Origin of the sequence: Nitrosomonas oligotropha (genome assembly GCF_009833085.1) — a bacterium.
GTDB classification, from domain to species: domain Bacteria; phylum Pseudomonadota; class Gammaproteobacteria; order Burkholderiales; family Nitrosomonadaceae; genus Nitrosomonas; species Nitrosomonas oligotropha.
The window spans coordinates 120,583-146,492 of record NZ_QRBZ01000002.1; the positions used below are offsets into that span (position 1 = coordinate 120,583).

Genomic DNA, 25,910 nt, shown 5'->3' on the forward strand with positions numbered 1-25,910 from the left:
TCGCGGTCACCGGAAATTGTGTGGTACGCAAGGTTGATTGGGTTGACGAGAGGATTTCCCGCCGGGATGAAAGTTTACTTTACAGCGATGAATTAGCGGTTTGGTCCGGGTTAAGCAATTTTCTCCAGATCGCTGCCGGTTTTTTCAGCCGCGTATAAATGCACGTGCAACAGATCGTATATGCGCTCCCCGCTGAGTTGCTTCACATCGAATCCCGTCGCCAGCTGGATTTGCGTGAATTCCTTGCTGGCCAGGGTATCGTAGCCGATGTAGCCCATCGACCAGCGTGAGAAGCGGCGCGTGTCTACCGGCTCGAAATCAAGAACTACCACGTCGCCATGGCGCGGATCGCACTGAATGCGCTCAAAAGTTTCCTGAATCTGATCGTGCACGCCTTCGAGCACCTGAGCAAAGCATTCGCGGTTGAACATGAGCGCGCCGGTAATGCCGGATGCCGCATTCCGTTGCCGGGAAATGGCCAGTATCTGCTCGATTTCCTGATGAACATTTTCGTTGCTGCCAAGAATCGTATTGCGGCTTAAATAAATGAGCCGGTATAAATTTTGCGTCATGGTTGCTTCCTCACTGCGATGGTCATCGTAAACTATGATATGAGCGCTTGAATTTGTTCAGCCGGGACCGGTTTGCTGATTAAATAGCCTTGAATTTCCATGCAACCATTACGTGCCAGATAATCGAACTGCTCTTCTGTTTCAACGCCTTCGGCCAGGGTTTTTATCCCCAGCGCGTTACCGAGCGTGATTACCGCTTTAATCAGGGTGCGTGACTTGTCAATTTGCATACGGTGAACAAACGATTGATCGATTTTGATTTTTGAAAACGGAAAACTGCTCAAATAATTGAGAGAAGAATATCCTGTGCCAAAATCATCCATCGCGACGGATACGCCCAACGCCTGTATTTCCCTGAGTTGTTCCAATGCGTTGGTTACATTTTTGATCAGCAAGCCCTCGGTGATTTCCAGTTCCAGGCGCTGCGGCGTGAGGCCGCTGGCTGAAAGCGCCGCTTGAACGATTTGCTTCAGGTTGCCGCTTTCAAACTGCACGGGAGAGACATTGACGGCGATCTTGATGTCTTCCGGCCAGGCCGTTGCTTCCCGGCAAGCCGTTTGCAGCACCCACTTGCCGATTTCGTGAATTTCCCCGGTTTCCTCCGCCAGTGGAATAAAACGGACCGGCGATATGATTCCGGCACCCGGTTTTTCCCAACGGATCAGTGCTTCAAAGCCCACTATTTTTCTATCCTGCATGCGGACTTGCGCTTGATAAAATAACGTAAATTCCTGCAAAAAAAGCGCGCGCCGCAAGCCAACCTCAAGATCATACTGTTCACCCGCATTCTTTTGCAGCGATTGCTCATACAAGCGGTAGCTCCCGCGCGCGTTGTGCTTGGCATCATGCAGCGCCAATTCGGCATGCTTGATCAGATCGTCGCTTGATTCGGTATCTTGATGCAAAATCGCCAGTCCGATGCTGGCGCTGATATTGGCTTGTTGACCATTGATCAAAAAAGGGCGCTTGAGCAGCTCGATGATGCGTTCCGCCATTGCGATAGCAGCGACGGGTTGATTTTGATTGATTTGCAGCACGACGAATTGATCGCCTGCAAAATGCGCCACGAGATCATCCGAGCGAACGATGCGTAACAACCGCTGCGCGGCAAATTTCAATAATTGATCACCGGCATCGTGCCCCAGCGTTTCATTGATCCGCTTGAAGCGATCCAGGCCGATCATGATCATGGCCAGCGAAGCAGCGCCGGATTCATCCGGCTTCCAATGTGCGATGCATTCATTGAGCATGCCGCGACTGGCCAATGGCACAGCGCTATGATTCTGTGCCTGATGGTTGATTCCGGATTGAGAAAAATTGCCGGAAGACAGATTCTCAACCATGATCAACCGCTGTTCCTGATTGCACGCGATGACATGCACATGAAGCGTTTTGTTATCGACGGCGGAAACCAGTTTGATCGTTTCCGTATGCTGCCCGGCAACGGCTTGCCGGAGTAAACCGGCTGCCGATGCATTGAGCGGTGCGATCAAATCAAACAATGTTTTATTCGCAACATCCGCTGGCAGGGCAAGTAGATTCAGAAAAGCCGGATTGGCGGAAATGATTTTTCCTGCCGTATCCACCCAAGCGAATCCGCAAGGCGAATCGATAGCCGTAAAATCCATTGCACTATGCTGTGATTGACGATTGTTAATCTTGAGCTCCCCAATGGCTGAATGATTCAGGGAATTATAAATCATTCCAATTCCAAACCGGGATGGCGAATGATGATGTGATTTACATGAAGAATCTCTGCTGCACTATGTGCTTGTGCTTATTGAATTGACCCTGAAAGGCGAAAAGGGGTAGGTCTAGAATCAAGAATGTACTGAACACTATTATTGATGAGTGACCTGAACCTGGCGCGAATTTACCGGTAAACTTCGCGGCGATGGCCGATGCGAATAACTAACACCGTCAATTGTGCATCATGCACTTCGTATACAACGCGATACGAACCGATGCGAATGCGGCGCAGTCCTGAATATTCTCCTTTGAGCACGCCACCAGCAGCCGGGTTTATTTTAAGTTGATCAATCGCTTCGATAATGCGGAGCCGATCTTCATAGGCTATGTTTCTTAATGACTTCAGCGCGCTTTGCTTAATGCTGACGGAGTAACTCATGCTTTGCGGTTTCCCAATCTAATACTGGATCAGCCGGATCGCGCAAAACTTCTATGGCACGGGAAATATCTTCAAAATCGTCCAGGTAATATTCAACAGCCTGTCTGATTACATCGGCACGCGTGCGATGCAATTTTGTAGCAGCTTCATCCAGAGCAGCAATCAATTCATCCGGTAGTCTTGCTGATATTTGGCTCATTTCAGGGTTCCAATTTTAATTTTTAATGTCAACGAAATTCACTGAATGTCACATTAGCGTAAGCTTATACATTTTGCAAATTAAATTCGGTTAATGTGCCTTGTGGATTGCCATTGTTGATCCTGGATGACGCAAGCTTATCCAGGCTACTGGTTCATGATCAATAAAACCGATGCGCCAAGCCAAAACCGTCAAACAAAAGTCGCTGACGATACTCCGAATTGCTTGCTCAATGTCCGGATCTGGCGGATGTTGAGTTCTCGCTTGCCGGATAGAATTTCCGAGACGACATCTTGGCTGTCGATTTCTGTTAAATCGTTTTGTTTAAGCCCATGCTGTTGTTGCATGAGGAATTTGAGCGTATCGATGTCGGTTGTATCGGGTGAGCGCAAATGTAGTGTTTCATAATCTTCGATCAGATCGCCGACGATATCGGCCAAACTCATAGCCGGATGTTTGAGAGTATCTTGGATTGCACGCACCATGATGACACTGAGATGCCGCGGGAGGATCCTGACATCAAAGTCCGCCCAGCGGGTTTGATGCTTCGGAATGATTGGTGATTCGGAGCTGCCTTCACGGTTCCGAGGGATTCCGGTGGCAATTCACCGGATTGGCCTTTCAGGGTCTTACGGCTTTCACCATCGTAACCGGGATTTGGCTTTTTTTGCAGGGCACGTTTAAATAACGCTTTGGTGAGTTGTATGGATTATCGGCAATTCAGGTGACATTGCTCCATAAACTCACCATCTATTGCATTGCTATCTATTGTAAATTTCTCAAAATTTCTGCCCCTACATCAATATCGGTTGTTTCGCAGGTATGTGTCTGACCTACGCTCCCGATGACAGGCACCTTGATTTTGTTGCCACATTCCCGGAATGGAATGTCAATTTTGGCTGACTTCAGTTCAAGAGGAAGTTCCCCGGTTACCGCTATAAGATTCTGGGAAGTATCGGTTACGATTCCATCTCCCTCTTTGAAATCCACTAAGCCGGTCAAGGTAGGCTGTCCCGTTCCAATGATTGAAACGTAGGATACATTCGCTGGAAGGGGATGCGTAGTCAAGTCATTCAGCACATCCAAAGCTGAACTGCTGGGCTGTAAATCTCTGATTGAAACACTGTTTGAGTCGATATGGTAAGGTAGAAGATCGCAAATGCCGACTTTATCGAAAATGTCGAAAATATCGAAGTTAACGTGACATGTCTCGGCCCAGAAACTCCCTTGATGTGGAGTTCCTATCGTAATGAGTCTCGCAACATCATCCCGGTACGGAATTGCCGTTGATGAATCGAACACGCGAGCCAATCCCTGCAGATATTCTCTAGCAGCAAGACCACCTGTGCTATGGCCAATCAAAAGGACTTTTGTGGCTCCGGGGTTTGCGTCTAAAACCGCTTGAATGATTACAGCTAATTCTCCTCCCTGAACATCAAGGGGTAATTCCTGATTGTCAGAGAAATTTGCTGTGTAGAAGTTACCGGCGCTTCCTGTACAGCCCATAGAATCCGCTGGGCAGCTGATAGTAACAGTTTTGGCGGCTGGGTTAAAAGCAGGGATCCCGCCAAATGTCCAACCAGCGTTGTTGATGAGATATTCCCTATAAGTTGCCCATGTGTCCGCAGAGGAAGCGATACCATGAACAAAGATAATAGGGTACGGCTTTTCTCCACACCCTGATTCTTTTAGTAAAAGGGATAAATCTCCCATATCCCGCGGCGTGGCATCGCTTGGTCCCTGATAGTAGACATGATTATCTGTAGAGGAAACGCCTACATACGCATTGGTGCCGGGGTAATAACGATAGATGTAGGGTGACGCGAATTGCACGCCTGATACCGGCGGCGAAAACAGGCTGGGATAGAAAGTTTGCGCCCAGTTCATCATGCACACTATACCCGGCGGTGTTGCGGTATCCGCTTTCACTGCTGAATCATCAGCCGATGCGGTTTTGCAAAACGTTACGAGAATTAACAATCCAAGTACGTGCACTAGCAAGGAGTTGTTTTTACGTTGTTGGTTATCCATAGTATTTTTCCAAAGTAAAGAAGCAAGGCGGCCAATGATGAGAAATTATCCATACTGAATAACCAGATCTCGAAACGAGACTGGTGCCGCATCAAAAGCTTCGAGAATACTATAATGATGAATCTAATCGCGGTCGGTACGGAAGCGCACATAAAATGCGGGGTTGTGAATAGCGGATTGTGAGAATGCCGACGGCAACGGCTCCAGCCGCCGCAATGTTTTGATACTGCAGCCGGTCAAAGAGTACCGGCACACAAACTGATCACCGCGTTTCTATCCTGCGCTGACATTCCGGGGCGGCCTGTAAGCTGAATATCACTGCTTCACCAGATATCGAAACATAGGGTGTGTGTGCCACCGTACAGAACCGATGATATTTCAAGGAGATAATTAATTTACTACTAACCCACTCGATTGAAGTTTAAAAGGAGATCGCGATGCTTAAAACCAGTTATTTTAGCCGCCTCACAAAAGGAGCCGGTTCGTCGCGGAATATTTCAGCTTTTAAAAACCGGCAAGAAGGCAAAATGGGTTACATCCTATTGTGGCTTCTAGGAATTCCCTTACCCATTCTGTTTTTCGTCTTTCTGTTGCGGGGTTGCGACTAGTCCGGTAAATCAGGAAAGAAAATTCTGCAAAAAACACTTTCAACCGATGACTTGGTTTTTCTTGTTCCGGTATTGAATGATCGCTCAGCGGAAATTATGCCGGGTGCGGTATTGATAGCGAAGAATGCGAAGGCTTGCGAACTTTTGATGCACTCGAGGAGAATGATATGCTCGTAACATTTACAACCGATGCGTATGCCGACATAACGATGTTCGGCGACGTTGCGCTTGCTATGCTTAAAATGATGGGACACAGCAAAACAGTCCCCGGCGCTATTTTGGCCGCGGATGTTCCTATGGCATTGGATCGATTAAAAGCCGCAATAAATGCAGATAACGCTTCTCCGCCTGCTGAGAAAGAGAACGAAGATGAACCGGTAGTGAGTATGGCCGATAGAGCGCTACCGCTGATTGATTTACTGACTGCTGCAGCCGAGGCTGAGTGTAACGTGATGTGGAAATAGTTTTCTATATCAAGAGAAAGATCTTCATCAGTATTTTCGTCAATCTTATTCACGATGAATACTTGGGTAATGTCGTTATTGTTCCCCGCCGGATAAAAATGATATTGGCTAAATATTTCCTTGCGCTTTCTATATCACCGATCCAATCCGGTGACTTTCTGACTGAAAATAACAAGACCTTCGCTATCAATTAGTAGCGTACCGAGTTTTTTCTCGATGCGATTTCCCAATCTAGAATGGGATCAGCCGGATCGCGCAAAACTTCTATGGCACGGGAAATATCTGCAAAATCGTTGAAGCAATATTCAACAGCCTATCTGATCACATCGGCACGTGTGCAATGCAATTCTCGAGTTTTTATTTCAACGAAATTCATTGAATGTCACATTTGTGTCGGCTGATATATTTTGCAAATTAAATTCAGCTAATGTGCCTTATGGATTGCCTTTGTTGATCCTGGATGACGCGAGCTTATCCAGGCTACTTGCGATTGAGTACAAGCCATATTTTTTATTGTCTGCATTGATTGTAAAATGCAAGTATAATTTAATAATTGCAAAGAGCAAGTAAATCTACAGTGTAGACAAACACAAAGTTATGACAAAACTAAATCAGATCGGCCGTTCCTCCTGCCCAGTCAGCTGCGCATTGGACATAATCGGCGATAAATGGACGCTGCTTGTGGTCCGTGACCTCATTTTCTTCCGTAAACGATACTTTGGGGATTTTCAAAATTCCCCAGAAAAAATCGCCACCAATATTCTTTCCGATCGCCTGAAAAGGCTGGAGGAATGCCACATGATTTTGCGGCGCCAAGATCCGGCTAATGCACGAAAGGTTATTTATATGCCTACTGAAAAATGCTTGGATCTGGTTCCCCTGATTATAGAGCTGGTAAGTTGGGGCGCAAAATATGTTCCTGAAAGCGATGCGCACGAAGATCTGGTTCAACGATTTCAACAGAATCGGGCGGAATTCATGGCGGAAATACACCAATCCCTGCGTGAAGAAATGGAGTGAGTAAGAATAAAAATCAAATATTCAAAAACTTAATTTTATTGGACTGCCCGTGGCATTACTGCCACGGGTGCAGCATGACATGCCCCCTACAGGGCATCTACTTAATAAACTTAATGCAAAAGGAGTTTCTATGCTAGATCAATCAAATGCCGAGCGTACCCTTTACGGATTCTGGCTTTCACCATATATGAGTCAGGTCGCACATTTCCTCTCGGAAACCGGGCTAAATTATCGCTATGAGCGAGTGTCGCCGTTTCAGGGGAGTACACTTACCCCCGAACACAAAGAACGAAATCCTCTGGGAAAAATTCCCACTCTTAGTGATATCAACGGCGTTAATATTTCGGAAAGTCAAGCGATCTGCCGCTATCTCGCGAGAATCTACCCCGAAGCGCGGAGGTTTTATCCGATTGACGATCCATTGTTGTGCGCAGAGATTGATGCTAAGAATGACTACATTGCTTTCTCGATCGCTGGTCCATTTTTTAATTGGTTTGTTGTCAGCGCGTATTTCCCAAAAGCATGGAAACTCAACGTCGAAAAAGAAGCGCATACATACAGTCTTTGTTCTGTCTTAATGACTAAAATGTGGTTAACCCGGCTTGTTAATGGTTCGAAAATGGAACCGTTCCTTTTTGGCAATGAACCTTTTCTACCGGATTTCCAGTTGTTTTATACGCTCGAACTGAGTCAAATGTTTTCTGAGTTGTTCGAAATGCCTGAGATGCATTTATTTCGAGACGATGCAATATTGCAGAAGTTTTACTATGCAATGTGCGAGCGCGCTTCTACACGCGAAATACTGATGGCTAAAGAATCAGAATTGGATGTTACTAAGAATGAGCTCTTCGGGGGATTCGGTGAAGCTTATCTTGATAAGCATATCGATAGAGGAATTCTGGAAAAGGTATTCGGGCATACAGTCTGACTAAAATCAGATTTTCTATTGGGTTCCAAAAGACGCTGCAACATGAAAGCTATTGCTTATCCAACCGGCGATACTGAATCGCTTCCGCAATATGCTGATTGCTGATTTTCTCGATCCCAGCCAAATCTGCAATCGTTCGCGCGACTTTGAGAATACGGTGATACGCCCGCGCGGATAGGTTTAAACGGCTGATTGCTTGTTTCAGCAGATTCTCGCTTGCGTCATCGAGTGCGCAGAGCCGATCAATTTCCTTAACGCTTAAGCGGCTGTTGGTTTCCCCTTGCCGGTCAAGCTGCAGTTGATGCGCTTTTTCTACACGCTGGCGGATGGTGCTGCTTTTCTCGCCCGTTGTTTGTTGCTTCATTAATTCCTGCTGCGGCACGGCGGGTACTTCGATTTGCATGTCGATGCGGTCGAGTAATGGGCCGGAGATCCGGCCGCGGTAGCGAGCGATCTGGTCGGGGGTACAGTGGCATTTGCCGGAGGGGTGGCCTAAATAGCCGCAAGGGCAGGGGTTCATCGCGGCAATTAACTGAAATTGCGCTGGAAATTCGGCTTGCCGGGCGGCGCGGGAGATGGTGATTTTTCCGGATTCGAGCGGTTCGCGCAGGACTTCCAATACTTTGCGGTCGAATTCGGCCAGCTCGTCCAAGAATAGTACGCCGTGCATCGCCAGTGAAATTTCCCCGGGGCGCGGATGGCTGCCACCGCCGACGAGTGCGATGCCGGAGGCGGTGTGGTGCGGGGAGCGGAATGGGCGTTTTTTCCAGTTATCGGTATTGAAGCTACCCTGGCTCAATGATTGTATTGCGGCGGATTCCAACGCTTCCGCTTCGGTCATGGGCGGTAGAATACCGGGGAAGCGCGCCGCCAGCATCGATTTTCCGGTACCCGGCGGGCCGATCATCAGCAGGCTGTGTCCACCGGCGGCCGCGATTTCTAGCGCGCGTTTGGCGTGCACTTGTCCTTTGACTTCGTCCAGATCCGGATAAGCTGAGCTACTGGAATCCCTGTCATTTTCGAACGCATTTTGATACACCGGCAAGGGTTCGTGTCCGCTCAAGTGTGCGCACACTTGCAGCAGCGACTTGGCGGCATAGATCGTAGCATTGTTGACGAGCGCCGCTTCAGCGGCGTTTTGTTGCGGTAACACAAAACTCCGGCCGGATTGCGATGCGTTGTAGGTCATCGCCAGCGCGCCGTGGATTGGCCGTAATTCGCCGGTCAGCGCGAGTTCTCCGGCCCATTCGTATTGATCCAGCTTATCGCCGGGAATCTGCCCCGTCGCCGCGAGTATTCCCAAAGCGATGGGCAAATCGAAGCGCCCGCTTTCTTTGGGCAGATCGGCGGGCGCCAGATTCACGGTAATGCGTTGCGCGGGGATTTTGAATTGCGCGTTTTGCAGTGCCGCGCGGACGCGGTCTTTACTTTCTTTGACTTCGGTATCGGGGAGTCCGACGATGGTGAAGCTGGGCAAACCGTTGGCGATGTGTGTTTCCACCGTCACCAACGGTGCTTGAATACCTGCCAGCGCCCGGCTATACAGAACAGCGAGAGACATAGGCGTGTCGCAATCCTAGCGGCGCAAGTACGGCCTGGAGCAGGTCTGAACGAAGCCAGGAATGATGACCTGTGTGACTTACCCTTCGGTTTGCATTTGATCCGAAGTCACATTTCTTTCCGCTGATGCGGGGGTGGATTGATTAAAGCGTGCTTCCAGTTCAGTGACCCTGGCTTCGAGCAGGATTAATTTCTCCCGGGTGCGTTGCAACACTTCCTGCTGGATATCAAATTCATCGCGCGTAACGAGATCAAGCCGTGAGAATGCGCCCGATAACAGGACGCGGATATTTTTTTCGATATCTTTGGCCGGGCTGTTCTGCAATATTTCGCTGACTTTGGTATTGATTTCGTCGATTACATTTTTGTTAAGCATTGATGTTCTCCTTGTTGATGACTTACCAGTTGATCAGCTGATTGGGATGGCTACGTGATAAAATCCAAAACACTTTTTACTTTACGAAAACGGATTATCCACTGTTATTCAATTGGGTTCCAGTTTAAACAAACTGTGAACAATCGCCGGTTATTGTGCCATGTTGCCGCCAACCGGTGAATAGATGAATACACTCAATTAATGCTTTGTTTTAATACCGGTAAATTATCCGGGTACATCAATGGAACGTAAACAATTACTTGAACATTGGCTGCAGGATCAATTTCCCGCGCAGCCATTTACTCTGCAGCCTGCATCCGCGGATGCCAGCTTCCGCCGCTATTTCCGCGCAACGTTCGGCGATCGGACATTCATCGTCATGGACGCGCCGCCGCAACAGGAAGACTGCACGCCGTTTTTGCGCGTGGCGGAGATTCTCGCGGCCAGTGGTGTGCATGTGCCGGAAATACTGGCGCAAAATTTGGATTTGGGTTTTTTGCTGTTGTCCGATCTGGGCAATACGACCTTTTTGCAGGCGTTGAATGACCAGCCTGGCGATGCCAGCCAGCTGTACGGCGAAGCGATGGATGCGTTGATCAGCATGCAATTGTCGCATCAAGCGGAAAATTTACCGGCTTACGATGAGGCGCTGTTGCAACGGGAACTGGATTTGTTTCCGGATTGGTATATCGCAAAACATTTGCAAGCGGATTTGTCGGAACAGCAACAAACTGTTTTACGCACGGCTTTTGCCCGGATTCTGCAGAACAATCTGGCGCAACCCAGAGTACTGGTGCATCGCGACTATCACTCGCGCAATCTGATGGTGACATCCCCGAATCCGGGCGTCATCGACTTTCAGGATGCCGTGTATGGCCCGATTACCTACGATCTGGTGTCGCTATTCAAGGATGCCTATATCCGCTGGGACGAGGAGCACATTCTGGATTGGTCGATCCGTTATTGGGAAAAAGCACGCAAGGCCGGATTGCCGGTCACTGCCGATTTCGCGGAATTTTACCGCGATTTTGAATGGATGGGTGTGCAGCGCCATCTCAAGGTGCTGGGCATTTTTGCTCGCCTGAATTACCGCGACGGGAAAGCAAACTATCTGAACGATATGCCGCTGGTGATGGAATATCTGCGCAAAGCATGCGAACGCTATCGCGAGCTTGGCCCGTTGCTGAATTTGCTGGATGAATTGCATCCGGTTGAATCAGGTCAGAAAGTTGGTTATACCTTCTAAACCCATTCCCTATAAAGCGATGATTCTCGCGGCCGGGCGCGGCGAGCGCATGCGCCCGCTGACCGATGCGCTACCGAAACCTTTATTGAAAGCGGGCGGTTCTGCGTTGATCGAATATCAATTGCACAATCTGGCGCGCGCGGGTTTTACCGATATCGTCATCAATCATGCCTATCTGGGAGAAATGATAGAAAATGCATTGGGTTGCGGTGAGCGTTATGGTGTTACTATCCGCTATTCGCTTGAAAAAGTGGTGCTGGAAACGGCGGGCGGGATAGCCAATGCGTTGCCCTTGTTGACGGATGAATTCGCTAATCTGCCGTTTCTCGTCGTTAACGCGGATATTTTTTGCGATATGGACTACGCGGCGCTGCTGCCGGTTTTGCATGCGATGCAAACGGACACACACCGGCGGCTTGCTCATCTGGTCCTGATTGACAATCCGCTGCATCATGCCGATGGTGATTTTGCGTTGCAGGGCGATCAAGTAAAATTGACCGGTAATCCTAAGCTGACATTCAGCGGTATCGGCATCTATCGAGCACAGCTTTTTAGCGGCATATCACCCGGTTTACCGGTAAAACTGGCGCCGCTGCTGCGGCAAGCCATGACAGAAGGAAAAGTCAGCGGTGAATATTTTTCCGGCCAGTGGGTCGATGTCGGAACACCGCAGCGGCTTGAATGGCTGGACAAACAACTCCAATCGCGCGCAGAATCAGCCGCAGGATCGGTTTAAGGACATCAGAATTCGTTTATGACACATTTTTCACATTTCATCGCCCGCCGCCAGCATCTGGCCAGCACAATGCAATCCGGCATCGCCGTCATTCCAACAGCGCCGGAACGGTTGCGTAACCGGGATGCGCATTATCCGTACCGGTTCGACAGCTATTTTTATTATTTAACCGGATTCCGCGAACCCGAAGCGGTGCTGGTGCTTGTTGCCGCGACCGGTAAAACGCCGGTGAAGCATATTTTATTCTGCCGCCAGAAAGACCAGGAACGCGAGATCTGGGATGGTTTCCGTTATGGCCCAGAGGCCGCCAAAACAATTTTCGGTTTTGACGAAGCATACCCAATCGATCAGCTGGATGAATTGCTGCCCAAATTATTGGCCGATCAAACGGCTGTCTATACGGCGTTGGGATTGGACGCGGCGTGGGATCAACGCGTTATCGGCTGGTTAAACCGGGTGCGCGAACAAGCCCGCACGGGTGTCGCGGCGCCGGAGCAAATCCGCGATAGCCGGGTATTATTGGATGAAATGCGTTTGATCAAAGGCACCGACGAATTGCAGATCATGCAGCGCGCCGCGGATATCTCGGCACAAGCGTATCAGCGCGCGATGCAGACGGTGCGTCCCGGCATGCGCGAATTTGAGATCGAAGCGGAATTGCTTTATACCTTCTACCGGCACGGGTCGCAGGCACCGGCTTATACTTCTATTGTGGCGGGCGGCGCGAATGCGTGTGTGCTGCATTATGTGCAGAATGACGCCGAGCTGAAATCGGGCGATTTATTACTGATCGACGCCGGGTGCGAGTTGGATGGCTATGCGTCGGATATCACCCGCACATTTCCAGTGAACGGTAAATTTACCGCCGCGCAGCGCGATGTGTACCAGCTGGTGCTGGCGGCGCAAGCCGCTGCGATTGCGCAAGTGCAGCCGGAAAAGCACTGGAATGATCCGCATCAAGCGGCATTGCACGTGCTGGCGCAGGGTTTTATCGATCTGGGATTGTGCCAAGGCAGTGTCGATGCCGTGCTGGAATCGGAAGATTACAAACGCTTCTACATGCACAGAACCGGGCACTGGCTAGGCATGGATGTGCACGATGCCGGTGAATACAAGCAGAAGGGCGAATGGCGCGCATTACAGCCCGGCATGGTACTCACTGTTGAACCGGGGTGTTATATCCGTCCGGCGGATAATGTGCCGGAACATTTCTGGAATATCGGTATCCGAATAGAAGACGATGTCGTGGTTACCCCATCGGGTCATGAGATTTTGACGCAGGCAGCGCCCAAAACAATTGCCGAAATAGAGGAGTTGATGCAATGAGCGACGAAGAAAGGAAAATTATTATCAGCAGGGTTTCCGAGTACCGCCAGGACGAATCGGGCCAGTATCAGCGCGTACCGGTTTCTCCGGTGAATCGCTGGCTGACCTATGCGATACTTATTCCCGTTGTGGCGATCATGATCGTACTCGGCATGTTCTTTTTTGCCGCCTTTCTTGCTCTGCTGGCGGTGGCCATTTTGGTGGTTGGAACACGTTTCTGGTGGCTGCGCAGAAAGTACGAAAACGCCATGCAACATCCCGGCGATGCCAACCGGCAAGCGGAAACGGATCAGACCGTGATCATCGAAGACGCGCAGATCATTGAAGAAACGGAAGCCCGCAACGGGCAGAAGAAACATTAAACCGGGTTAAATCAATCCGCGTTGATTACCAATTATTTCGATGGAATCAATTTCATCTGTCTTTCAGCAATCCCCGGAAGAAACGCCGTCGGTTTCCCGCTGATCCAGTTGGCGTGTCCGCTGCCGTAATACGGCGACAGCGGGTGCCCGCTTTGTCCGCCGGGCATATCAAAATACCCTTGCTCTTCCTGCCCCGGCGCAACTACCGAGCGTTGTGACGCGCCAAAATTGGGCGATTGTACGCGTGGTATGTTGTGATCGCCGGGCAGCGGGTCATGCGGCATATCCAGCCATTGCGCGATCCATGCGGGCAGTTTCTGGCTGAGCGGATGTTTGATTTGTGCCGCGTTTTGCATTCCCCAGTTTCGTCCGGTAATACCGCCATCCTGCTGCAATTGCGTTGCAACCGTTTGCGCGCAGCGGTAGAGCAATTCATCCCAGGTTTCATACAGTGCCGGAAGCAGATGCTGCGGCTGATGATCGATCAATTGCCAGAGAATCGACTCGGTTTGGCTCAGTCTGGGCAGTTCAAAATGTTCATGATGCTGACGTACCGGTGCGGCAAATCCGTTCAGCACGGTTTTCATCACTTCATAGCGGTACGCGCGCACGATGCGGTACGCGACGGAGTCCACGGCAGCTTGTTCATTCCAACCGGTAAGCGCGGTTTTCATTAGCGGAATCCATGAAGCTGCGTCGTCTGTCGTTTCAAGTGTGGTTTGCAACAATCGATGCCAGCGTGTGAGTAACAATGCGCGGTAATCCAGTTGAATGGCTTGTAAGTCATCGACCGTAAACTGTTCTCGAGCCAATAAGCTGTCACGGATTTGCGTGGCGCGTGCGCCCAGATCGAAGCCGCCGTTGCCCAGCAGCGCGAGTTGATCGCCCGAAACGGTGCGCGAATTGGCCGACCATAATCGCTGCGAGGCGGGATTGTGCAGTACGGGATAATGCCCGGGGTCGAGCCAGCCATGCCAGCCGGTATTAGGTTGCGTCCAATCGGCGGGTATTTGCGCGTCATAATGACCGGAACGCGCGGGAATGCGGCCCGCGAGCGTCCAGCTGATATTGCCATCGCGATCACCGGCGATGAAATTTTGTACCGGAATACCGAATCGTTGCGCAATGCTGGCGGCCTGTGTGGCGGTTTTTACTTGTTCCAGTTGGATCAGATTGAGATTGACGGCTTCCGGCCGCAGTGCAGTCCAGGCCAGCGCCAGCGGGGTTTTATCATGATCTTCCGCAATGACCGGTCCCCATTCGGTTTCGGTAATCGTCAACACTTCATCCGAGGCGTTGCGGATGCGGATAGTTTCTTCGGCGATCCGCAGCGGTTGCCAGCCGGTTGCGCTGAGATAGCGCGTGTTATCGCGGTCATCGATGGTAATGCGCACCCAATCGGAGAAATCGCCATGACTATTGGTAAAACTCCATGCGATGTGCCGGTTCGATCCGGTCACGATCGAAGGCACGCCAGGCAAGCTGATGCCGGTGATGTCATGCAGTTGCTCTGTTGCGGCCGCATCGGGATAAATCAGCCGGGAACGGAACCACAGATTCGGCACCCGCAGCGTCAAATGCATGTCGTTGGCGACGATTGCGGCGCCATCGGCCAACGCGCCGGAAACCGCGAAACTGTTACTGCCCGGGGATTGTTCCGTGCCTGGGCGGCCATCCTTGAATAAATGTTTATCCAGCACTTGCAGGTTGATATCGTTTACTGGCGGGAGTGGTATCTGATCAATCGGCGCATCCAGCAGCGGTGCGTCCCAGTTCCCGGCATTCTGCGTCAGAAACTGATAGACCGAGGCGGGTAGCGTTGCGTGCATACGCGATAGCGCCAGCTCCCGGTCGATATTTTCTTGGTTCAAGGTAAAAAACATCGCATAAATGACCAGGATACTGTCCTCGTTGCGCCAAGCGACAGGCTGGTTTTGTGTCAGCAAATAAGGAAACGGGCGCACCGCCAAAGCGGCGAATCCCTGGTTCACGCCGGTGCGGTAAGCATCCAACAATTGCCGCTGTTCCCCGGAAAGCTGCTTCAGCACCTCGGTTGCGCGGGCGCGCATGCGGAATAACCGTGCTTTACGGTCATGCGGCGCTGCACCGGAGCCGAATAATTCGGCCAATTCACCCGCCGCCTGACGGCGCATCAAATCCATCTCGAAGAAACGTTCCTGTGCATGCACGAAACCCAGTGCTTGCGCCAGATCCAGCCGGTTATCACCCTGCAAGGTAACGCTGCCCAAGGCATCCCGGTCGATGGCTACCGCGTCGGATAAACCGGGCAGCGCCATTTCGCCGTCATAACGCGGCAAGCTGCCACGCAATAATAAAGCCGCTGTAAGCATCGAAAAGCACACGATTAGCAGGCTTGTTATCAGGAAGGGGCGGATAAAACGTAACGTAGACTGCATAAGGAAATGAAAGTAATTAGACCGTTGGGTGAATACCGGTGAATGGCATGCACAGAATGCGCGATATCATGCGTGAATTATTATCTAAAATATTGATATTAATAATTATTAATCATTGTTTTCAATATTTCGATAATAAAGGGGATGATTCCTTCTTTATTCCCGCTATTGAATCCCAGTGTTCGCAATGATAATTCATTTGCAGATATTTGGAGTTTGTCATGGCTGAAGATAGCGATTTAGAACGTACCGAGGAGGCGACGCCGAAGCGCATAGAGAAAGCGCGAGAGGAAGGGCAGGTTGCGCGTTCTCTGGAACTGACTACGTTTACTGTATTACTGGCGTCCGCTGCCGGAATACTGTTCATGGGAACCGGCATGATGGACAAATTGCTGAAACTCATGAAAGCGGGCATGCAAATGGACCGGGAGCTGGCATTTCAGCCGGACCTGATGATCAACCGCATGTATGAGCTTGCTTTTGAAGCTTTGATCGCAATCGCACCTTTGTTGTTTTTACTGCTGGTCGTAGCATTCTTCGCACCGATGTCATTGAGCGGCTGGATGTTCAGCACCAAGGCGCTGATGCCCAAATTTGACCGCATTGACCCCATTAAAGGTATCGGCCGGATTTTCTCCGTGCACAGCTTGGTCGAGCTGGTGAAAGCGCTTCTTAAAACGATCGTGATTGGCAGTGTCGCCGCGCTGGTGATTTGGCACAACAAGGAATCCGTGATGATGCTGCTGACCATGCCTGTCGATCTTGGCATCAGCCGCACGGGTGAATTCCTGACCATGAGTTTTCTGCTGATCGTGGGCGCGATGATTGTGGTTGTAGTGATCGATGTGCCTTACAAACTCTGGGAACATGCCAAACAATTGCGCATGACCAAGGAAGAGATCCGCAAGGAGTTCAAGGAAAGTGAAGGCGATCCATTCATTAAAGCACGTGTCCGCGGTTTGCAACGGGAAGCCGCGCGCCGCCGCATGATGGCGGAAGTGCCGAAAGCAGATGTGATTGTCACAAACCCGACGCACTATGCCGTGGCGTTGCGTTATCACAGTAACAGCATGCGGGCGCCGAAAGTCATCGCCAAGGGCGTGCATTTACTGGCGGCGCGTATCCGCGAGGTCGCCGAAGAACATCGTATCCCGATTCTGGAAGCTCCGCCGCTGGCGCGTGCTTTATATCACCACGCCGAGTTGGAAAGTGAAATACCGGAAAAATTATATACCGCGGTTGCCGAAGTGCTGGCTTATGTTTTCCAGTTGAAGCGCTATAACGAATACGGCGGCAAAGCACCGCAGCCGCCGGTGGATGTGCCGGTTCCGGCTGAATTGGATCCGGGACAACAGGCAGTCTAACGGGACCGGATAATGTTGAACATGATTGATTATCAGTTTTTATCGAACACACTATGAATAATGCAGCTACATTGTCATCCGTAGGAATGCTTAATAATCTTAAGAATTTGGCCGGACCAATCTTGATTATTATGATTCTGGCCATGATGGTGTTGCCGTTGCCGCCATTCATTCTGGATGTGTTCTTCACGTTCAATATTGCGGTATCGATCATCGTGCTGATGGTCAGTCTGTACACCCGGTATCCGCTGGATTTTGCGGTTTTCCCGACCATTCTGCTGATTACTACTTTGCTGCGATTATCGCTGAATATCGCTTCCACCCGGGTGGTATTGCTTGACGGTCATACCGGGCCCGATGCGGCCGGTAAAGTGATCGAAGCGTTCGGACACTTTCTGGTAGGCGGGAATTACGCCGTCGGTATCGTCGTATTCATTATTCTGGTGGTGATCAACTTTGTTGTGATTACCAAGGGTGCGGGGCGGATTGCCGAAGTGAGCGCGCGTTTCACCTTGGACGCCATGCCGGGTAAGCAAATGGCCATCGATGCCGATCTGAATGCCGGTTTGATCGGCGAGGATGAAGCGCGCAAACGCAGAGCGACAATTTCTCAGGAAGCGGATTTTTACGGTTCCATGGATGGCGCCAGCAAATTCGTGCGCGGCGATGCCATTGCCGGCATCTTGATTATGCTGATTACCATCATCGGCGGGTTGATTGTCGGTGTCATGCAACACGATCTGGATCTGGGCGTGGCGGCAAAGAATTATACCTTGCTGACCATCGGCGACGGCTTGGTCGGGCAAATTCCGGCGCTGATCATTTCCACCGCTGCCGGTTTGATGGTGAGCCGAGTCACTACCGACGAGGATCTGGGCGAGCAAGTTCTGAATCAGATGTTCAGTCAACCGCAGATATTGGTTATTACTGCTGTTATTTTAGGTGTGATGGGAATGATTCCTGGCATGCCGAATTTTGTATTTTTGCTGATTTCGTCCATTTTGGGTGGAATAGCCTACTTGAAAATAAAAAATCCAGTTGTTAAGCCGGTTGAAACGGCGGTTCCGGAATTGCCTTCCATCGAAAAAACGGACGCAAGCTGGAGTGACGTCACGCCGATCGATACGTTGGGACTGGAAGTCGGCTATCGCTTGATTCCTTTGGTCGATAAAGCGCAACAGGGCGATCTGCTGAAAAGGATCAATGGCATCCGCAGAAAATTCGCCCAGGAAATCGGTTTCCTGCCGCCGGTCATTCATATTCGCGACAACCTGGAACTGCGTCCGAATGCTTATTGCATCACGCTAAAAGGATCGATCATCGGGCAAGGCGAGTCGTATTCCGGCATGTATCTGGCGATCAATCCAGGCCGCGTCACCGCGCAGTTGCCGGGTGCAGCGACGACCGATCCGGCGTTTGGTCTGCCCGCCGTTTGGATCGAAGCCAATTTGCGTGAGCAAGCGCAAATCAACGGTTATACCGTGGTCGATGCCAGCACCGTGGTGACCACCCATATCAATCATCTGATTCATATGCACGCAGCCGAGTTGCTGGGGCGGCAGGAATTGCAAAAGCTGCTGGACCATCTCAATGCGCAGTTTCCGAAACTTATCGAAGATTTGGTGCCGAAGTTGCTGCCGTTATCGACGGTACAAAAAGTTTTGCACAACTTATTGGAAGAAAATGTGCATATCCGCGACATGCGCACCATCATTGACGTGTTGACCGAATATGCGGCGCACACACAAGACGCGATCGAACTGACTGCAGTGGTCAGAACCGCTCTGGGGCGTGCGATCGTCGATCAATTTTATCCTGCCGGTTCCGAAGTGCAAGTCATGAGCCTGCATCATGACCTGGAGAACATACTGGGTCAGGTGATGCAGACCGGTGGCGGACAAGGCGCGGGGATCGAGCCCGGATTGGCCGATACCCTGTTGCGGGAAGCGCGTAACGCAGCGCAGCAGCAGGAAAAACTGGGATTGCCGATGGTGTTGCTGGCGCCGGGTCCGCTCCGCTTTTTGCTGGCTAAATTTTTACGCCGCGCGATTCCACAGTTAAGGGTGTTGGCGCATTCTGAAATTCCGGATTCACGAAAAATCAAAATCACTTCCGTGATTGGAGGTAACAAATGAAAGTAAAACGCTATCTTGCTTCCACATCCCGTGAAGCGCTCCGTCATGTCAAAGAGGAATTGGGTGAGGACGCGGTTATTCTGTCGAACCGGAAAACCCGCGACGGCGTGGAAATCATGGCGCTGGCGGATTCCGATATGACCGATCTGGTGCAACCCCACACCCCGTCAATACCGGCTATGTCGTCGATGAAATCAATGCCTTCAATGCCGCCGTCGCAGGGTATTTCGCATTATGAACAAAGCAAAATGCTGAGTGCGGCGGAACCGTATCCGTATCCGGCCATGCCACCAATGGGCAATGAACCGGCGGAATCCCGCAAAACGTCGAGCGATGTGCTATCCGCATCCTTAGCCAAGGATATCATCGCTGAGATCCAAGCAATGAAAAGCACGTTGGAAGATCAGCTTGCCACCGTGGCTTGGGGGAGTTTCACCCAACGCAGCCCGGAAAAAGTAAAGCTGTTACGTACCCTGCTGGATACGGGATTCAGTCCGCTATTGGCGCGCCGTCTGATCGACAAGCTATCCGCCGGCCTCGATTACGAGCACAGCCTGAAACAAGCCATGTCAGCGCTGGCATTTAATCTGCGGACAGCGGCCAGTGACGACATGATTGAAAAGGGTGGGGTGTATGCACTGATCGGCCCGACCGGCGTCGGTAAAACCACCACTACAGCGAAACTGGCGGCGCGTTGCGTGATCCGGCATGGCGCCGATAAGGTGGCGCTGCTGACGACCGATAGCTACCGTATCGGCGGCCATGAACAATTGAGAATTTATGGGCAACTGTTGGGTATTCCCGTGCGCAACATCAAGGATACCGAGGATTTGCAGCTGACGCTGTCGGAACTCAAAAATAAGCATATGGTGCTGATCGATACCGTGGGCATGAGCCAGCGCGATCAAATGGTGGCGCAGCAAATTGCCATGCTCAGCAACTGCGGCGCGGATGTGAAACGCATGCTCATTCTCAGCGCCACATCCAGTGGTAGCACATTGGATGAAGTGATTGCCGCCTATCAGAAGAACGGGATTTACGGTTGCATCATCACAAAAATCGATGAAGCCGCGAGCCTGGGCGTGGCGCTGGATGTCGTCATCCGCAGAAAATTGCCGCTGCACTATGTCGCCAACGGGCAGAAGGTTCCGGAGGATATTCACGCCGCCAATTCACGATATTTGCTGCATCGCATTTTTAAATCGGCGCCGGGCGATACGGCTTTTACTCTACAGGATGCCGAGTTTGCGTTGGTCATGGCGACGCGGAACACTGAGCCAGCACTATCGGAAGAAAGATCGTTAGCGGGATTCATGTATGACTAGGCTGATTTTACAAGACCAGGCCGCGGGCTTGCGCAATCTGACTTCCTATCAGAAGCGTGATCCGGCGCGCGTTTTTACCATCGCTGGCGGCAAATCGCGTGTCGGGAAAACCAGTGTGGTGGTGAATCTTGCGGCAGCGCTGGCGCAAAACGGTCAACGGGTTTTATTGATCGATGAAAATCCTTGCCATAACAATATCTGCACCAGTTTGGGTTTGCAGGCGCGTTTCGATTTGCTGCATGTGATTCACAAAGATAAAAGACTCGACCAGGTGCTGCTGCAAGGCCCGGAAAATATCACGATCTTATCGGCGATGCGCGGCATTCATGCATTGAACACGTTGAACCCGCTCGAACAGGATTGGCTGGTTAAGAGCTTTTCCGAGCTGACGGAGTCGGTCGATATCGTGTTGATCGATACCGCCATGACCGGCACGACGCATGTTCTACCGTTAAGCCTGGCTTCGGAGCAAGTCATGATCGTGATTTCCGGTTCTGCGGCGTCGATTACCGGTGCTTACGCGTTGATCAAAATCATGAGCCAGGAGTATTCCAAGCAGCATTTTCTGATTTTAGTGAATAAGGTTGAATCGGAAACGGAAGCATTGATGATTTACCAGAATTTATACCGGGTGGCGCGCCAGTATTTGTCGGTTTCGCTTGAATATGCCGGTTACGTTGAAAGCGATGAGCGATTACGCAGTGCAACGCAATTGTGTAAACCGGTGATTGAGATGTTTCCGGCTTCGCAAGCAACTGCTTGCTTCCGGCATGTGGCGGAAAATATTTTGCGCTCTACTTGCCCGGATAAATATAGCGGGGGAATGGATCATTTCATGCAGCGATTGATTATGACGAGTCATCTGAGTATGGCTAATTTTACGGTGTGATTGAATATGTATACTGCGACTGGAACTAAAACGATTGATAAAGAACAATTTATCACTGAATTTACGCCGCTGGTCAAGCGCATTGCTTACCATATGATGACGCGTCTGCCAGCAAGCGTACAGGTTGATGATTTGATTCAGGCCGGCATGATCGGTTTGCTGGATGCGATTAATCGCTACGAGGGATCTTACGGACGCCAGTTTGAAAGTTACGCGGCGCAACGGATACGCGGTTCGATCCTGGATGAGTTGCGCGAAGCCGATTGGCTGCCGCGCAGTATCCGGAAAAAGATGCGCCGGATCGAAGCGGCGGTGAACATGCTGGAACAACGCAATGGCTGCTCGCCGAGTGAACTGGATCTGGCAGCCGAGCTGGATATGTCGCTGGATGAATATCACGAGACCCTGCAAAGCGCACGCGGTGCGCAGTTGATTTATTACGAAGATTTTCAGCAGGATGATGAAGAGCCGTTTCTGGATCGTCTTTATATTGATTCCGAAGGTGATCCGCTGAATGCGCTGCTGGATGAGAATTTCCGCAGCACATTGATTGCTGCCATTGATAACCTCCCGCCGCGGGAAAAACAGGTCATGGGCATGCATTACGAGCAGGAAATGAATCTGAGGGAAATCGGCGAAGTCCTTGGCGTCAGCGAATCCCGTGTATGTCAGTTGCACACGCAAGCAGTGGCAAGGCTGCGTAGCCGCTTAAAAAATATTTGAAGTGTTTTATACCGGATTATCCGCGCCATTAAACGGATTATGTGATGCTTAAAAAATCAAAGATGGATTTGAACAGCGTCTTCGGCATTCTGCTGGCCTTGGTGGCGATCGTAGGCGGGCAGTTTCTGGAAGGCGGTCATCTCAGTTCTTTGTTGCAAGCGGCCGCATTTGTGATTGTGATGGGCGGTACTGTCGGAGCGGTTTTACTGCAAAGCCCGATGAAAATTTTTATCAATGGTGTGCGAATGGGCGCATGGGTTTTCTTTCCGCCGGAACAATCGCCGCAAGCGCTGATTAAACAAATTATCAACTGGGCGCATATCGCACGGAAGGAAGGGTTGCTGGTGCTTGAAGAGTTTGTTCCCGGCGTAAAAGATCCGCTGACAAAGAAGGGATTGCAACTGCTGGCGGATGGCAGTCCGCCGGAAAAACTGCGCGAGGCCCTGGAAATTGATGTCCTGGCTTTGGAGAATCATCAACGGCAATCGGCCCGGATCTGGGAAGCTGCCGGCGGTTATGCGCCGACGATTGGTATTTTAGGCGCTGTACTCGGATTGATTCACGTAATGGAAAACTTGTCCGATCCCAATCTTCTGGGAAACGGTATTGCGGTTGCTTTTGTGGCGACAGTCTACGGTGTGGGATTGGCCAACCTGGTTTTCTTGCCGGTAGCCAATAAACTCAAAACGATCATCGGCGAGCATGTCGTGATGCAGGAAATTCTGGTCGATGGCTTTGTGGCGATTGCGCATGGCGAGCATCCGCGCCTCATCGAGAGCCGGTTGAACGGCTATTTCATTTAAATCCGCTGCAAGCAGAATACCGGTCAGTCAATAATTCTTGAAAATCCGATGCTGAGAAAAAGAAAACAAAAAAATGACGATCATACTGAAAACCAGGAACGCTGGCTGGTGTCCTATGCTGATTTCATAACGCTGCTGTTTGCTTTTTTTGTGGTGATGTATGCCGTTTCATCGGTAAATGAAGGAAAGTACCGCGTTCTCAGTTCTTCGTTAGTGAGCGCATTTAAGAGCAGTAATCCGACAAACGCAGTGCCGGTGCAATCCACGGAATTTATACCGATCAATATCCATCCAACAAATGAAACGGATTCAATCAAACTGATTGATAATCTCAGTATTCATAAAGCGAAAAAACAAGAAAAAATGAAAAGCATGGCGAAAAATATTCTTCATGCTTTGGATCCTTTAGTGAAAGATGGTCAAGTGAGAATTACCCAGAGTTCTTTGGGAATAACGGTTGAGATCAATGCCAGCGTTCTTTTTTCACCAGGACAAGCTAAATTGGCTGAGAATTCAAGCTTGACGCTACAGGCCGTAGCCAATGTGATCAAGGGTCATGAACATGAGATTCATGTTGAAGGACATACGGATAATATGCCCATCCACAATGGCAGTTTTCCATCAAACTGGGAATTATCGACTGCGCGTGCCAGCAGCGTAGTCAGATTATTTATAGAAAATGGCGTTGAAGCGCACCGGCTGACTGCAGTGGGATATGGCGAGAATCGGGCAATAGAAAGTAATGACACCCCTGAGGGAAGAAAAAGAAACCGCCGGGTATCGGTTATGATTTTATCTGCCGATCCGGATAAAGTAACTGAAATTCCTATCGTTGAGTAATTGCGCAAAGATCAAATGTAAGTTTGACCTTTTGGGCCATAGAGCGAAACATTTCCTGCTGCACAGTGCAGTGCGGCGAAAGCGCGTTGATTATGTTGCAGTTGAGTTGAAATCATCAAACCGTTTGAATGATTCAGCTGTTGAGCTATTCTTGCCAAATCGAGTAATTCATTCCATAAATTTTTTACTTCTAATAGATCTGAATGTTGCTCGATTAATCCCATCAACCAGGCATCAATACTGTTTTTCTCCAGATTCAGCCCTTGTTTCTTAAGATAATCAGTGCGATGTTCATCAAACTGAATCAATTCTTCGATTAAACGTGATTTATCTGAAGCCAGGAAATCTATCGCTTCTATTTTTCCTTCCACGAGTGCATTTTCTTCTTTTTTGAGAATCTCAATAAAAGCTTGAAAAATACCTTTTTCATCCTTCAGTTCTTTCAAAAAGCACATTACGTGCTGTGATGGAGACATTAGACGGCACCTTTCTTCGATTGAATTAATTCTTTAACTGTTTCGAGTAATCGATCAGCCACAACTTCCGGATTTATCTGAAAATTACCTTCGCTAATCGCTTGTTTTATTTCCGCGACACGCGCAGTATTTACGATCGAGCCATTTGCGGAACTGCTATCAATACTTTGCAGTTTCGCCGCATTCGGGCTTAAGTGCACACTATCTTCTTGACTCGCATCCTTGCTCGTTGTGATATCCGCACGCCTTTTTCCATCACTGACAGATACGGTTGACACTGGCTGTAATGATTTATCTATTTTCATTTTTAGACCTCTTGACGAAATTCATTGAGTGCCTTATCGACACCTTTGCTCAGAACTTTAGTAATCAAAGCTTTTTCATGAAGCTTAGGAATATTAAAGCAAATGATTAAATTTTATTTTGTTGTAATGTTGTTACGACACAAGTTGAAATGAAATTCAGTGTTTTTTAAATATATATAATTCTATTATTTTGCAGGGTTTGGGTGACTGGTAAACCAAATGGATATCGTAGATAATCAATTTTCCTCGGAAATCATCATATATTATTTTTAACCGGTAGCTAAATGTCTTTCATATTTAAAGCAAGTGCCAGCGCATTTCGTGACTTAGTACGCTTCAAGATTGCTTGGATCATTATTTGGCCAATTTTGGTTTCGATCCTATTCTGGTTCATCATCGGTTTTGTTTTTCAGAATAGTTTTTCTGAATTAGTCGCCATGTTATTTGATCAGATTGGAATTGGCGAATGGTTGCGGAATCTTGAGTCCGATTGGGTGTCCGCTGTTATTCAGAATCTCATATACTTTATGGTGTATGTGCCGCTCGTAATAATGACAACACTGATGATTACCGCTATTTTTATAATGCCAGCGCTTATCAATCTGGTGGCGAATCGTGACTATCCCGAACTCAAGCGGGAATATGGCGGTTCCATCGCCGGCAGTGTCATCAATGCAATTCTGGCTTGCGGTGTTTTCATACTCATTTGGGTGGTCACGTTACCGTTATGGGCGGTAGGCGCGGGTATCATTATTCCTTTTGCTGCCGCCGCCTTTATGAATCAGCAGCTATTCCGCTACGATGCATTATCGGAGCATGCCAGCAAACAAGAAATCAAGACGATATGCGCGGAAAACAGATATTCACTGTGGGGATTGGGATTGTTGACCGGGCTAATTCAATTTATACCGGTACTCAATTTGCTGGCGCCAATTTATACCGCGCTCGCGTTTATTCATTTTGGATTGGATCATCTGAAGATCTTGCGCGCTCAAAATCTACTGGATAACAACTTACCTGCGGATAATCACTAGCCCGTAGCCGTTGAAGCAGTAATAATTCCGGTCAAACTGAAAT

At 49.7% G+C, this 25,910-nt stretch carries 26 protein-coding genes; 15 read left to right on the forward strand and 11 right to left on the reverse strand.

Features of this window, described 5'->3' with window-relative positions; all coding sequences use genetic code 11:
- Positions 1-110: 110 nt before the first annotated feature.
- From ABD07_RS00890 to ABD07_RS00915, 6 genes are all read right to left on the reverse strand, one after another.
- Positions 111-572, reverse strand: a complete 462-nt coding sequence (locus ABD07_RS00890; RefSeq protein WP_108698320.1) for a BLUF domain-containing protein — start codon at positions 570-572, stop codon at positions 111-113.
- 32 nt (positions 573-604) lie between these two features.
- Positions 605-2,200 carry a sensor domain-containing protein gene (locus ABD07_RS00895; protein ID WP_160816710.1) on the reverse strand — a complete coding sequence of 532 codons (1,596 nt, stop codon included), beginning with the start codon at positions 2,198-2,200 and terminating at the stop codon, positions 605-607.
- 245 nt (positions 2,201-2,445) lie between these two features.
- On the reverse strand, positions 2,446-2,700 hold the full coding sequence (locus ABD07_RS00900; protein WP_160816711.1) for a type II toxin-antitoxin system RelE family toxin: 255 nt from the start codon (positions 2,698-2,700) through the stop codon (positions 2,446-2,448).
- Positions 2,678-2,899: a ribbon-helix-helix protein, CopG family gene (locus tag ABD07_RS00905; protein WP_160816712.1), complete on the reverse strand. Its 222-nt coding sequence runs from the start codon at positions 2,897-2,899 to the stop codon at positions 2,678-2,680. Before ABD07_RS00905 ends, ABD07_RS00900 begins: the two co-directional genes overlap by 23 nt.
- Positions 2,900-3,090: 191 nt before the next feature.
- The gene (locus ABD07_RS00910) at positions 3,091-3,384 is read right to left on the reverse strand and encodes a helix-turn-helix domain-containing protein (RefSeq protein ID WP_160816713.1); all 294 of its coding nucleotides are present in this window, start codon (positions 3,382-3,384) and stop codon (positions 3,091-3,093) included.
- 280 nt (positions 3,385-3,664) lie between these two features.
- The gene (locus ABD07_RS00915) at positions 3,665-4,930 is read right to left on the reverse strand and encodes an esterase/lipase family protein (RefSeq protein WP_160816714.1); all 1,266 of its coding nucleotides are present in this window, start codon (positions 4,928-4,930) and stop codon (positions 3,665-3,667) included.
- Between the two features lie 775 nt (positions 4,931-5,705).
- Here ABD07_RS00915 and ABD07_RS00920 point away from each other — a divergent pair.
- From ABD07_RS00920 to ABD07_RS00930, 3 genes are all read left to right on the forward strand, one after another.
- Positions 5,706-6,002 carry a DUF1840 domain-containing protein gene (locus tag ABD07_RS00920; RefSeq protein ID WP_160816715.1) on the forward strand — a complete coding sequence of 99 codons (297 nt, stop codon included), beginning with the start codon at positions 5,706-5,708 and terminating at the stop codon, positions 6,000-6,002.
- 597 nt (positions 6,003-6,599) lie between these two features.
- Positions 6,600-7,022 carry a winged helix-turn-helix transcriptional regulator gene (locus tag ABD07_RS00925; RefSeq protein WP_160816716.1) on the forward strand — a complete coding sequence of 141 codons (423 nt, stop codon included), beginning with the start codon at positions 6,600-6,602 and terminating at the stop codon, positions 7,020-7,022.
- A gap of 49 nt (positions 7,023-7,071) precedes the next feature.
- Positions 7,072-7,950, forward strand: coding sequence for a glutathione S-transferase N-terminal domain-containing protein (locus tag ABD07_RS00930; protein ID WP_205010641.1), 879 nt, complete (start codon positions 7,072-7,074; stop codon positions 7,948-7,950).
- A gap of 49 nt (positions 7,951-7,999) precedes the next feature.
- Here ABD07_RS00930 and ABD07_RS00935 read toward each other — a convergent pair whose 3' ends face one another.
- Together ABD07_RS00935 and ABD07_RS00940 are read right to left on the reverse strand one after the other, a co-directional pair.
- The gene (locus ABD07_RS00935) at positions 8,000-9,511 is read right to left on the reverse strand and encodes a YifB family Mg chelatase-like AAA ATPase (protein ID WP_160816717.1); all 1,512 of its coding nucleotides are present in this window, start codon (positions 9,509-9,511) and stop codon (positions 8,000-8,002) included.
- 78 nt (positions 9,512-9,589) lie between these two features.
- Positions 9,590-9,886, reverse strand: coding sequence for an accessory factor UbiK family protein (locus ABD07_RS00940; protein WP_160816718.1), 297 nt, complete (start codon positions 9,884-9,886; stop codon positions 9,590-9,592).
- 241 nt (positions 9,887-10,127) lie between these two features.
- Between ABD07_RS00940 and ABD07_RS00945 the strand changes: the two genes are divergently transcribed.
- Genes ABD07_RS00945 through ABD07_RS00960 form a run of 4 tightly spaced genes read left to right on the forward strand, consistent with a single transcriptional unit; the run spans position 10,128 to position 13,556 of the window.
- A complete protein-coding gene (locus tag ABD07_RS00945; protein WP_160816719.1) occupies positions 10,128-11,132 on the forward strand; it encodes an aminoglycoside phosphotransferase family protein in 1,005 nt (334 codons plus the stop codon).
- Positions 11,133-11,151: 19 nt separating this feature from the next.
- Positions 11,152-11,868: an N-acetylmuramate alpha-1-phosphate uridylyltransferase MurU gene (murU, locus tag ABD07_RS00950; protein ID WP_160816763.1), complete on the forward strand. Its 717-nt coding sequence runs from the start codon at positions 11,152-11,154 to the stop codon at positions 11,866-11,868.
- An 18-nt stretch (positions 11,869-11,886) separates the two neighbouring features.
- Complete coding sequence (gene pepP / locus ABD07_RS00955; protein WP_160816720.1) at positions 11,887-13,194, forward strand: Xaa-Pro aminopeptidase; 1,308 nt, start codon at positions 11,887-11,889, stop codon at positions 13,192-13,194.
- Positions 13,191-13,556: a hypothetical protein gene (locus tag ABD07_RS00960; RefSeq protein ID WP_108698306.1), complete on the forward strand. Its 366-nt coding sequence runs from the start codon at positions 13,191-13,193 to the stop codon at positions 13,554-13,556. Before pepP ends, ABD07_RS00960 begins: the two co-directional genes overlap by 4 nt.
- 32 nt (positions 13,557-13,588) lie before the next feature.
- Here ABD07_RS00960 and ABD07_RS00965 read toward each other — a convergent pair whose 3' ends face one another.
- Positions 13,589-15,907, reverse strand: coding sequence for a penicillin acylase family protein (locus ABD07_RS00965; protein ID WP_240142355.1), 2,319 nt, complete (start codon positions 15,905-15,907; stop codon positions 13,589-13,591).
- 287 nt (positions 15,908-16,194) lie between these two features.
- On the opposite strand from ABD07_RS00965, the gene flhB reads away from it, so the two are divergent.
- The 7 genes from flhB to motD are packed head-to-tail and all read left to right on the forward strand — an operon-like array spanning position 16,195 to position 24,052.
- Positions 16,195-17,337 (forward strand): flagellar biosynthesis protein FlhB, encoded by a 1,143-nt coding sequence (flhB, locus tag ABD07_RS00970; RefSeq protein ID WP_108698304.1) that lies wholly within the window; start codon positions 16,195-16,197, stop codon positions 17,335-17,337.
- 53 nt (positions 17,338-17,390) lie between these two features.
- On the forward strand, positions 17,391-19,472 hold the full coding sequence (flhA, locus tag ABD07_RS00975) for a flagellar biosynthesis protein FlhA (RefSeq protein WP_160816722.1): 2,082 nt from the start codon (positions 17,391-17,393) through the stop codon (positions 19,470-19,472).
- Complete coding sequence (flhF, locus tag ABD07_RS00980; protein WP_160816723.1) at positions 19,469-20,797, forward strand: flagellar biosynthesis GTPase FlhF; 1,329 nt, start codon at positions 19,469-19,471, stop codon at positions 20,795-20,797. The genes flhA and flhF overlap by 4 nt, the downstream gene beginning before the upstream one ends.
- Positions 20,790-21,686: a MinD/ParA family ATP-binding protein gene (locus ABD07_RS00985; RefSeq protein ID WP_160816724.1), complete on the forward strand. Its 897-nt coding sequence runs from the start codon at positions 20,790-20,792 to the stop codon at positions 21,684-21,686. The genes flhF and ABD07_RS00985 overlap by 8 nt, the downstream gene beginning before the upstream one ends.
- Positions 21,687-21,692: 6 nt before the next feature.
- Positions 21,693-22,409, forward strand: a complete 717-nt coding sequence (locus ABD07_RS00990) for an RNA polymerase sigma factor FliA (protein ID WP_160816725.1) — start codon at positions 21,693-21,695, stop codon at positions 22,407-22,409.
- Positions 22,410-22,453: 44 nt separating this feature from the next.
- On the forward strand, positions 22,454-23,212 hold the full coding sequence (locus ABD07_RS00995) for a flagellar motor protein (protein WP_205010642.1): 759 nt from the start codon (positions 22,454-22,456) through the stop codon (positions 23,210-23,212).
- Between the two features lie 48 nt (positions 23,213-23,260).
- Positions 23,261-24,052, forward strand: coding sequence for a flagellar motor protein MotD (gene motD / locus ABD07_RS01000; protein ID WP_108698299.1), 792 nt, complete (start codon positions 23,261-23,263; stop codon positions 24,050-24,052).
- Positions 24,053-24,063: 11 nt separating this feature from the next.
- Here the strand turns inward: motD and ABD07_RS01005 are convergent, their stop codons facing one another.
- Together ABD07_RS01005 and flgM are read right to left on the reverse strand one after the other, a co-directional pair.
- Complete coding sequence (locus ABD07_RS01005) at positions 24,064-24,528, reverse strand: flagella synthesis protein FlgN (RefSeq protein ID WP_160816726.1); 465 nt, start codon at positions 24,526-24,528, stop codon at positions 24,064-24,066.
- Positions 24,528-24,833, reverse strand: a complete 306-nt coding sequence (flgM, locus tag ABD07_RS01010; protein ID WP_160816727.1) for a flagellar biosynthesis anti-sigma factor FlgM — start codon at positions 24,831-24,833, stop codon at positions 24,528-24,530. Before flgM ends, ABD07_RS01005 begins: the two co-directional genes overlap by 1 nt.
- Positions 24,834-25,117: 284 nt before the next feature.
- Between flgM and ABD07_RS01015 the strand changes: the two genes are divergently transcribed.
- On the forward strand, positions 25,118-25,867 hold the full coding sequence (locus tag ABD07_RS01015) for an EI24 domain-containing protein (protein ID WP_160816728.1): 750 nt from the start codon (positions 25,118-25,120) through the stop codon (positions 25,865-25,867).
- Positions 25,868-25,910: the final 43 nt, after the last annotated feature.